General features: G+C 58.4%; 2 protein-coding genes. Both read right to left on the bottom strand.

Going from position 1 to position 1,589, the window contains the following annotated elements; translation table 11 throughout:
- Positions 1-1,226: TolC family outer membrane protein (locus RI563_RS12365; protein ID WP_310694691.1), on the bottom strand; the 1,226-nt coding region annotated here is incomplete at its 3' end.
- On the bottom strand, positions 1,226-1,549 hold the full coding sequence (locus RI563_RS12360; protein WP_310694694.1) for a rhodanese-like domain-containing protein: 324 nt from the start codon (positions 1,547-1,549) through the stop codon (positions 1,226-1,228). The genes RI563_RS12365 and RI563_RS12360, both read right to left, overlap by 1 nt.
- Positions 1,550-1,589 lie beyond the last annotated feature (40 nt).

The raw sequence follows: 1,589 nt of genomic DNA, 5'->3' as shown, positions 1-1,589 counted from the left end.
GACTGGGCATAATCCCGTTCAGCCCGGAACAGCTCACGTTGTGAGTTGAGTACATCCACGGCGGTACGGGTGCCGACTTCAAAGCCCGCTTCGGTGGCTTCCAGCGCGGTGCGGCTCGATTCCAGTGCCTGGGCAAAGGCCTTCACCTGGCTGATGTTGGCAATCACGCTCAGGTAGGCGCTGCGGATCTGGCGTTCGATGGCGCGGCGCTGCTGCTCATATTGCTCCTTGGCCTGAATATGCCGGGCGGCGGCTTCGCGGGTTTGCGAGGCGACCAGTCCGCCGGAGTACAACGGCACATTCACTTGCAGGGAGATGGAGGTGTCCTCGGTTTCGCGAGCGCCAAAGCTGCCGCCCTCGATATCGGTATTAGTATGGTCCGCGACCAGATCCAGCGTCGGGTAATGGCCGGCCCGCTGGCGACTGATCTCCTGTTTGGCGATCAGGCGGGTTTTTTCCGCGGCGATCAGACTCAGGCTGTGCTCCAGCGCGGTCTCTACCCAGTGGTCGATGTTTTCCGGCTCGGGGCGCAGCAAAGGGCTGTCTTTATCCAGCTCGGCGATCTGATCATAAGGCATGCCGGTGATCTCGCGCAGATTCTCGCGGGCTACTTCCAGGTCGTTTTTCGCGCTGATGGTCTGGGCCTCGGCCTGGTCGCGGCGGGCCCGGGCCTCATGCACATCGGTGATGGCCGTCAGCCCCACGTTGAAACGCTGCTCGGTCTGGTTCAGTTGTTGTTCAATGGCTTTTTGCTCGGCCCGCGCGAAGCCGAGATTATCGATGGCGCCCAGGTATTCAAAATAACGTTGCGCCACGCGCACCATCAGTTCCTGTTTGGCGTTACGGAAGTTGGCTTCGGCCCGGGCCACCTGGGCGTTGGCCTGGCGCAGTTGCACGTAATAGTCGTGGTGATAGATCGCCTGGGTCAATTTCAGCGAGTAGCCACTGCTGTCATATTTATTTTCGCCAACCGTAAACAGGCTTGAAGAGGAGCTGATAACCTCATCCGTATTGTCGGTGGAGTGGATTGTGGCTGTTAGCTGCGGCAGCAGCGGTGCACGACCCTGGCTGGTCGCCTCCTGATTTGCCCGGTACTCGGCCTGTGCCGCGCGGAATTGCGCATCGTTCTCTGTCGCCTGTTGATAAATCGACATCAGATCATTGGCGTTGACCGAAAAAGCGGTCAGCGTCAGGGCGAGCGTTATGGCAAGTTGTGTTGTTTTCATCAGCGGTATTTTTGCATTTGCGGATCCACCTCGTCGGCCCAGCGATCGACGCCGCCCTCGAGATTGATCACGTTGTTGAAACCTTCACGTTCCAGAAAAATCGCCACGGCACGACTGCGAACGCCATGATGGCAGATTACGACGGTTTCCCGGTTCCTGTCCAATGATTCCACGGCCGACTGAATCTGTCCCATCGGCACCAGGGTGGAACCCTCGATATGACAGGTTTCATACTCCCAGGGTTCCCGCACATCGAGCAGTAATGGCGGTTCAGGCGTCTGGTCAAGGTGGCTTTTAAGATCGCGCGGCGTGAATTTTTTCATGGGCGCTATTATGGGGGCGGCGTCGTTTGATTTCATCCCT

Source organism: Thiohalophilus sp. (assembly GCF_031581315.1).
Lineage (GTDB): Bacteria > Pseudomonadota > Gammaproteobacteria > UBA6429 > Thiohalophilaceae > Thiohalophilus.
This window is presented reverse-complemented; position numbering and strand designations above follow the sequence as displayed.

What these genes read in the sequence shown, in the direction of transcription:
- RI563_RS12360 (WP_310694694.1), bottom strand. Translation starts at nt 1,549, where the DNA reads ATGAAAAAATTCACGCCGCGCGATCTTAAAAGCCACCTTGACCAGACG.